The sequence below is a fragment of the Cryptosporangium minutisporangium genome (assembly GCF_039536245.1).
GTDB lineage: Bacteria > Actinomycetota > Actinomycetes > Mycobacteriales > Cryptosporangiaceae > Cryptosporangium > Cryptosporangium minutisporangium.
Genome location: NZ_BAAAYN010000103.1, coordinates 1 through 878, shown reverse-complemented (window position 1 = coordinate 878; position 878 = coordinate 1). Strand labels below are relative to the sequence as shown.

Here is an 878-nt window from a genome sequence, read left to right as displayed (position 1 = left end):
GTCGTCAGGGTGGTGTGCTCGTGAAGCAGCGCGGCGATCGCGCGGTCACGCGGGCGGAGCCGGGGGGAGATGTTGGCCAAGGTCAGGACCGTGGAGGAGCGGACCTCGGCGGTCCGGACGACAACGAGGGGAGTATCCCCCGTAGGGAGTCCCCCATCAGGGGACTGTCGGGTTTCGTCGGTGGCGGGCATGAGCGCCTCCTAGCTGGGCTGTTGGGTGAGCGGGGGTCGGCCTAGACCCGGCAGTACGAGGCGTAGTGCAGGCCGGGCCTAGGGCGTGGTGACGCCGGGCTGAGGCCAAAGAGGTTCGGCCTCAGCTGGCTCGGCGGCGGCTGGTGGGACAGAGCAGCCGCATCTCGGCTTGTGTCTCGCCGGCGTGGATCCAGAACGGACCTCGCCGAAGGCGCTACGACAGGCGCATCGAGATACACGGTCGACGCGAACGAGAAGCCGGGTTGCCTATACTCACTGTCCCTGTTTGGTAGCTCCGCGCGACCTGTTGGCTGTCCGGGAGTCCTGTTGGGTGGCTGTTGAATGGCCCGTGCCGGGAGGGCGGGCCTCGTTGGGCTGGGCCGGCCCCTGGGGCTGGGCCGATTCCCTGGGTTGGACCGGTTCCCCAGGCTCGTTGGGTTCCGCGGGTTGGGCGGCGTCGGACTCGAGCGGTGGTGGCTGTGTCGGGTTGGCGGCTGCGGCGGTCTCCCGCACGGCGGCCGCCTCACCGACCGCTGGACGGGGCAGGTTGGTGCGCAGCGTGAAGGCGGCGGTCTCCCGGTTGCCGACGACTAGGCGGCAAGCGGCCCGGTAATCCTCGAGATGAGACAGGTCGTGTTCGTCGAGTTCGGGCAGGGTGTGCCGGGCGAGCTGGCGGGCGTCTTCGGG

The 878-nt window shown here is 69.9% G+C and carries 1 protein-coding gene and 1 pseudogene; both read right to left on the bottom strand.

Annotation, left to right across the window (positions count from 1 at the left end):
* On the bottom strand, positions 1–191 hold a 191-nt coding region (locus ABEB28_RS42010; RefSeq protein WP_345733911.1), incomplete at its 3' end, for a hypothetical protein.
* A gap of 273 nt (positions 192–464) precedes the next feature.
* A pseudogene (locus ABEB28_RS42005) lies at positions 465–878 on the bottom strand (hypothetical protein); the annotation flags it as partial.